The organism is Kitasatospora sp. MBT63 (assembly GCF_000710465.2).
Classification (GTDB): Bacteria; Actinomycetota; Actinomycetes; order Streptomycetales; family Streptomycetaceae; genus Kitasatospora.
Map to the genome: position 1 here is coordinate 1 of NZ_JAIZ01000617.1, position 6,864 is coordinate 6,864.

General features: G+C 74.6%; 4 protein-coding genes and 1 pseudogene. All 5 read right to left on the minus strand.

Going from position 1 to position 6,864, the window contains the following annotated elements; genetic code table 11:
• Positions 1 to 3,206: non-ribosomal peptide synthetase (locus AA75_RS32075; RefSeq protein ID WP_033823853.1), on the minus strand; the 3,206-nt coding region annotated here is incomplete at its 3' end.
• Between the two features lie 157 nt (positions 3,207 to 3,363).
• The gene (locus AA75_RS32080; RefSeq protein ID WP_033823854.1) at positions 3,364 to 4,380 is read right to left on the minus strand and encodes an ABC transporter substrate-binding protein; all 1,017 of its coding nucleotides are present in this window, start codon (positions 4,378 to 4,380) and stop codon (positions 3,364 to 3,366) included.
• A gap of 88 nt (positions 4,381 to 4,468) precedes the next feature.
• Positions 4,469 to 4,720 (minus strand): phosphopantetheine-binding protein, encoded by a 252-nt coding sequence (locus AA75_RS32085; protein WP_033823855.1) that lies wholly within the window; start codon positions 4,718 to 4,720, stop codon positions 4,469 to 4,471.
• A gap of 51 nt (positions 4,721 to 4,771) precedes the next feature.
• Positions 4,772 to 6,139 carry a lysine N(6)-hydroxylase/L-ornithine N(5)-oxygenase family protein gene (locus AA75_RS32090; RefSeq protein ID WP_051813870.1) on the minus strand — a complete coding sequence of 456 codons (1,368 nt, stop codon included), beginning with the start codon at positions 6,137 to 6,139 and terminating at the stop codon, positions 4,772 to 4,774.
• Between the two features lie 184 nt (positions 6,140 to 6,323).
• Positions 6,324 to 6,864, minus strand: a pseudogene (locus tag AA75_RS32095) (acetylglutamate kinase); the annotation flags it as partial.

Below are 6,864 nucleotides of genomic sequence, written 5' to 3' on the forward strand. Positions count from 1 at the left end.
CCGCGCTCGCGCAGCCACTCGCCGGCCGCGGTGGCGGGCAGCGGGCCGGCGGCGTCGGGGCCGGTGGCGGTGGGGGCGGTGCGCGCGGTCTCGGCGACGGCGGCGATCCGCGCGACGGTGCGGTGCTCGAAGACCACCCGGGGGGTGATCGCGTAGCCGGCCTTGCGGGCGCGGCTGCCGAGCTGGATGGCGGAGACGGAGTCGCCGCCGAGGGAGAAGAAGTTGTCGTCGACGCCGATCCCGGCGAGGCCGAGGATCTCGCGGACCAGGTCGGCCAGGACCCGTTCGGCCTCGGTGCCGGGGGCGCGTCCGGCCGGCCCGGCGGTCTGCTCGGGGGCGGGCAGCGCCCGGCGGTCGATCTTGCCGTTGGCGGTGAGCGGGAAGGTCTCCAGGGCGACCACGACGGCGGGCACCATGTACTCGGGCAGCAGGCCCGCGACGGCCGGGCGCAGCGCGGCGGCGTCGGCGGTGCCGGTCACGTAGCCGACCAGCTGCCGTCGTCCCGGGGTGTCCTCGCGGACCAGGGCGACCGCCCGGGAGACGCCCGGCTGTGCGGTCAACGCGGCCTCGACCTCGCCGAGTTCGATCCGGAAGCCGCGCAGTTTGACCTGGTCGTCGACCCGGCTGAGGAAGTGGATCCGGCCGTCGGCGGCACGGCGCACCAGGTCGCCGGTGCGGTACATCCGGGTGCCGGCCGGGCCGTGCGGGTCGGCGACGAAGCGGGCGGCGGTCAGGCCGGGCTGCCGCAGGTAGCCGCGTACCACCTGGTCGCCGGCCAGGTAGAGCTCGCCGGGGACGCCGGGCGGCACCGGGCGCAGCGCGCCGTCCAGGACGTGGGCGCGGGTGTTCCAGAACGGGACGCCGATGTCGGGGACGCCGCGGTGGGCGGCGGCGAGTTCGGCGGAGGTGGCCCAGACGGTGGCCTCGGTCGGGCCGTAGACGTTGGTGACGCGGCGGGTGGCACGGGTCAGCCGCTCGGCGAGTTCGGCGGGCAGGGCCTCGCCGCCGACCAGGGCGTGCACCCCGGGCAGGCTGCCGGCCGTGCCGTCCTCCAGCAGGACGTGCCACAGGGTGGGGGTGGCCTGGACGGCCTTGGGCCGGTGGGTGTCGATCAGGGCGGCCAGCGCGGCCGGGTCGCGGACCGTGTCGCGGTCGGCGAGCACCACGGCGGCGCCGCTCACCAGCGGGACGTGGATCTCCAGTTCGGCGATGTCGAAGGAGACGGTGGTGACGGCGACCAGGCTGTCGCCGACGCCGAGGGCCAGCTCCTCGCGCATCATCTCCAGGAAGTTGGCGAGCGCGCCGTGCGGCACCACGACGCCCTTGGGGCGGCCGGTGGAGCCGGAGGTGTGGATGACGTACGCGGGGGTGTGCGGGTCGACCGGGCCGGCCGGCAGCGCGGTGGCGGCGGCGAGTTCGGCGAGGGTGGCCGGGGCGTCGAGCACCAGCGGTCCGTGCTCGTCCGGCACCGCGTGGGCGGAGTCCGTGAGGGTGAGGGTGCAGACCGGACGGGCGTCGTCCAGCATGAACGCCAGCCGGTCGGCCGGGTAGTCGAGGTCCAGCGGCAGGTAGGCGCCGCCGCAGCGCAGCACGGCGAGCATCGCGACCACCAGGTCGGCGGTGCGGGGCAGGGCGAGGGCGACGAAGGACTCGGAGGTGACGCCGCGGGCGGCGAGCAGGGTGGCCAGTCGGCCGGCCCGGTCGTCCAGCCGGCGGTAGGTCAGGCGCTGCCCGCCGGCCACCACGGCGACGGCGTCCGGCACCAGCCGGGCCTGCTCGGCGAACAGCTCCACCACCGTCCGCCCGGACACCGGGTGCCCGGTGGCGTGCCAGCCGGTGAGCGCGGCCAGCTCGGCGTCGGACAGCAACTCCAGCTGGGCGAGGGGCCGTTCGGGCTCGGCGGCGAGCCGGGCCAGCAGGGCGGTGCAGCGCTCGGCGTGGGCGGCCAGCTCGGCGGCGGTGTACAGCTCCGGGTTGGCGTCGAACTCCAGGGTCAGCGTCCCGTCGGGGCCGAGGGAGACGGACAGCTGAAGGTCCTCGACCGGGCCGGAGGCGAGGTTGACCAGGCGGCCCGCGGTGCCGCCGAAGTCCAGGTCGAGGTCGAAGGGCTTGAGGTTGAGCAGCGGGCCGTACAGCCGCTCGTCGCCGCCGACCAGGCCGAGGTCGCGGCGGAGCTCCTCGCCGCGGTGCAGCTGGTGGCGGCGGGCGTCCTTGAGCTCGCCGGCGGCGCGGCGCAGCAGCTGGTGGAAGGTGTCGGTGCCGCTGACGGGCAGCCGGACCGGCAGGATGTTGACCGCCATGCCGGGGACCCGGAGGGTGCCGGGGCCGGTGCGGGCCATGAAGTGCATGCCGAGGACTGCGTCCCGGGTGCCGGTCATCCGGTGCAGGTAGACGGCGAGCGCGGCCGCCGACGCCTCGGCCCAGGTGGTCCGGGCGGCCTTGGCGGTGGCCAGGACGGCGGCGGACCGTGCGGCGGTCAGCTCGATGCGGTGGCGCAGCGCGGCGGGGCCCGCCTGGGCGGTCCGCTCGGTGAGGCCGACCACGGTGGGGCGGTCGGCGTAGCGGGCGTTCCAGTGGGCGCGGGCTTCGGCGGCCCGGTCGGAGTCCAGGTGGGCCTGCTCGGCCTCGACCAGCCGGGCGACCGGCTCGAACGGGCTCGGGGCGGGTTCGGCGCCGCCGGCCAGCGCGGTGTAGAGCTCGGCGACCCGGCGGCTGAACAGGGCGACGCCGTAGCCGTCGATCACCAGGTGGTGGAACCACTGGAACCACAGGTGCCGCTGCTCGCCGGTGCGGACCAGCAGGGCGCCGGTCAGCGGGGCGCCGGCCGGGTCGTCGAGGGCGACCGGCTGGGCCAGTTGGGCGCGGACCAGGTCGACGGCGGCGGCCACCGGGTCGGCGGCGCCGCGGGTGTCCAGCCGGGGCAGCCGCCAGGCCGTCGGGTCGAAGCCGGTGGGCACCTGGCGGGTGCGGCCGTCGCGCTCGACCAGCCGCACGTGCAGGCCGGCCGCCTCCGCGAGGGTGCGGCGCAGGGCTTCCTGGAGCGCCTCGGTGTCCAGCGGGCCGTCCAGTTCGACGTACTGGCCGACGTTGTAGACAGGGTTGTCCGGGTCGATCCGCTGGGCGGACAGCACGCCGGCCTGGGCGGCCGTCAGTTCCAGCCCGACAAGGTCCTCGGCGTCCGTGGTGTGGGTGAGCGCCTCTGGCATCGTTCGACCTTCCCGGGGTCTGTGCGGCTCCGGCCGCCGCGGCCGGGACTGCTGGGTGTGCTGTGTGCTGCGTGACGGGCTTCGCGGGTCCGGGCGGCCGCCCGGTGAGGGGGCGGCCGCCCGGACCGTGGGCCGTGCGGCCCGGGACCCGGGGCCGTTACTGGGCCTTGAGGATGGTCTCGATCTGGTTGAGCAGGTCGATCGAGGTGCCGTAGCGGTCGGTGGTGGCGTAGGTCACCGGGACGACCTTGTTGGCCTTGACGGCCTTGAGCTGCTGCCAGGCGGGCTGCTTCTCCAGGTCCTTGGTGTCCGCGGGGACCTCGCCGGTGGCGGCCGTCCTGGGGACCAGGATGATGTCGGCGTCGCCGAGCGCGTCGAGCTTCTCGGTGGAGAGCGTGACCTCGTGCTCGGTGCCGTCCTTGGCCGCGTCGGAGAACTGCGCGCCGACGTCGGTCAGCACCCGGCCGACCCAGGAGCTGCTGGTGTCGATCAGGTACTCGCCGCCGCCGTAGGACGAGGCGATGGTCCACTTCAGGCTGTTGAGCTTGGCCGCGTAGTCCGTCTTGATCTTCGCGGCCTTGGCCGCGTAGTCCGACTTGAGCTTGGCGAACTCGGCGTCCTTGCCGACGGCGGTGGCGATCTTCTCCTGCGCGTTGTACAGGTCGACCGGGTGGTCCACGCCGAAGTAGAGGGTGGGGGCGATGCCTTCGAGCTTCTTGATGCCCCAGTCGAACGCGGTGGCGCCCTCGACCACGATCAGGTCGGGCTTGAGCGAGGCGACCTTCTCGATGTTGATCTCGATGCCGGAGCCGATCGGCTCGATCTTGGCGGCGGCCTCCTTCTGCGCGGGCAGCAGCTCCATCGGGTTGCTCTCGTCGATGGTGCTGGTGCCGACCGGCTGCACGCCGAGGTCGAGCAGCGCGCCGGTGGCGTAGGAGACGGAGACGATCCGCTTGACCCCGGCCGGGACGGTGACCTTGCCGTTGGTGGCCTCGATGACCTTGGGGCCCGCCGCCGCGGCCGAGGGGGCGCCGCTGCCCGCCGGCGCCGCGTCCTTGCTGTCACCGCCCGTGGAGGAGCAGGCGGCCAGGGCGAACATCGCAGCGGCGGCGCCGGCGGCGGCGAGTCTGCGGCGGTGGGCGGCCGAGGTCATGAGCAGCGCGGGGGTCTTCATGGTTCTCCTAGTGAGGGGGTCGTGCGGGGCGCGCCGGCCCGACGGGCCCGGGGCGGCGCGCCAGCAGGTGCCGGGGGGCCGGGCGGGGTCAGGCGGAGGCGGGGCGGGTGAGGTACGCGGACCAGGCGCGCACCGTCGGCGTGGTCTCGGCCAGGTCGGCGAACTCGACCCGGGCGCCGCGCGAGCGCCAGAGCGTGACCAGGCTCATCAGCCGGATCGAGTCCAGGCCGAGGTCGCGCAGGTCGTCGTCGTCGCCGATCTCCTCGGCGGGATCGTCGAGCAGGTCGGCGAGGTCGGCGCGCAGGCTGTCGGGGTCGAGGCCGGTCGGGGCGGAGGTCATCGTGGTGTCCGTTCGTCGGGCGGGCGGTCGGGGCGGCGGGGTGAGCGGGGCTCAGACCGCGCCGGCGCCGACCTGGGCGCCGAGGTCGCCGCGCAGCTCGGCGGCGGTGCGGCGCAGCAGCAGCGAGTCGCAGATCTCGCCGGAGCGCACGGCCAGGGTGGACAGCAGCGAGGAGGTGATGCCGTGGGTGTGCTCGGTGCCGCCCTGGAGGTAGATGCCGACGTCGACGTGGTCGGCCGTCAGGATCCGGTGGTCGCGGTCGACCCGGAGCCGGCCCTGCCCGTCGGTGAGGCAGTGCCGGGCGAACTCGCCGAGCAGCGGGCGGGGGTCGACCGGGCGGTAGCCGGTGGCGAGCACCACGGCGTCGGAGTCGAGGGCGAACTCCTCGCCGGTGGTGAGCGAGCGGATCATCGCGCGGGCGCCGTCGGGGCCGTGCTGCACACCGGTGAGGCGGGTGGTGTTGAGGATCCGCAGGCGCTCGTGGCCCTGGACCTTCTCCTGGTAGACGGTGCGGTACAGCTGCTCGATCAGGTCGCCGTCCACCACCGAGTAGTTGGTGTTGCCGTGGTAGTCGAGCAGGTCGCGCTTGACCGGCTCGGGGGCGTCGAAGAAGTGGTCGACGGCGGACGGGTCGAAGATCCGGTTGGCGAAGGGGCTGTCGTCCGCCGGGCTGTAGCCGTAGCGGGAGAAGACGGCGCAGACCTCGGCGTCCGGGAAGGTGCGGTGCAGGTACTCGACGGCCTCGGCGGCCGACTGGCCGGCGCCGACCACGGTGAACCGTCGGTTCCGGCGCTCCATCAGCGCGGGGGCCTTGAACAGCAGGTCGCGGGTGTGCCAGACGCGCTCGCCGAGCTCGACGCCCTCCGGCAGACGCGGCGTCAGGCCGGTGCCGACCGCCAGGTTGCGGGTGCGGCGGACCTGCTCGGCGGCGGGGCCCTCGGTGGCGCGGGAGACCACGTCGACGGCCTCGATGCGGCCGTCGGCCACCACCGGGCGGATCTCGGTGGCGCGCCGCCCGTAGGCGACCTCGGCGGCGAACTCGGCCGCGCACCACTCGAAGTAGTCGTGGAACTCGATCCGGGTCGGGAAGAAGGACTTCTGGTTGATGAAGTCCGCCAGCCGGCCGCGCTGCTGGAGGTAGACCAGGAAGGAGAACGGGCTGCTGGGGTCGCGCATGGTGACCAGGTCCTTGAGGAAGGAGACCTGCATGGTCGCCCCCTCCAGCAGCATGCCGCGGTGCCAGCCGAAGGCCGCCTGCTGCTCCAGGAAGCCGGCCCGCAGGGGCCGGTCCGGGTCGCGACGGTTGTGGTCGGCGATCGCGATGGCCAGGGCGAGGTTGGAGGGGCCGAAGCCTATTCCGACCAGGTCGTCGGTGCTGTCGCTCCCGGTCCGTGCGCCGATCTCGCGCGATCCCGACATGCTCGTCCTTCCGTTGACTGCCTGCTGACGGAGTCTCGCCCGCACCGTTCCGGTGGAGTCCGTGGACCCGGCCCGCCTCGCCCGATCATTAGGTAAGGCTTGCCTAACTTCTCTTACTCGGGCGCGGGTGTCAAGTTCGCGGCCCGCCGCCCGTACCGCCGTGACCAGCACACTTGTCGGACCGTCAGTCCGGGGCGCCGGACGGTGCCGTCCCCGCCCCGACCGGCTGCCGCACGCCGTCCGGGACGATCTCGGTGCCGGAGCCGGTGAAGGCCCGCAGCAGGCCGTGCCGCACCCGGCCGTCCAGCACCCGCGCGGCGCCCACCCCCGAGCGCACGGCCCGCAGGCAGCCCTCCATCTTGGGGAGCATGCCGCCGGCCAGGCCGGGCAGCAGCGCCTCGAGTTCGGCGGCGGCGAGCCGCTCGATCACCTCGCCGGAGGCCGGCCAGTCGCGGTAGAGGCCCTCGACGTCGGTGAGCACCACCAGCAGGTCGGCGCCGAGCGTGACCGCCAGCGCGGCGGCCGCGGTGTCCGCGTTGACGTTGTAGACGTGGCCGTCGGCGCCGCGCGCGATCGGCGAGACGACCGGGATCCGGCCGTCGCCGATCAGCGCCTTCACCGCGCCCGCCTCGATGTCGACGATGTCGCCGACCAGGCCGATGTCGACCCGCTCGCCGCCCACCTGCGCGTACCGCTTGACCGCGGTCATGGTGTGGGCGTCCTCG

Excerpts from the sequence above, each read along its gene's own strand:
- AA75_RS32080 (WP_033823854.1), bottom strand. The coding sequence starts at position 4,380 with ATGAAGACCCCCGCGCTGCTCATGACCTCGGCCGCCCACCGCCGCAGA.
- AA75_RS32085 (WP_033823855.1), bottom strand. The coding sequence starts at position 4,720 with ATGACCTCCGCCCCGACCGGCCTCGACCCCGACAGCCTGCGCGCCGAC.
- AA75_RS32090 (WP_051813870.1), bottom strand. The coding sequence starts at position 6,139 with ATGTCGGGATCGCGCGAGATCGGCGCACGGACCGGGAGCGACAGCACC.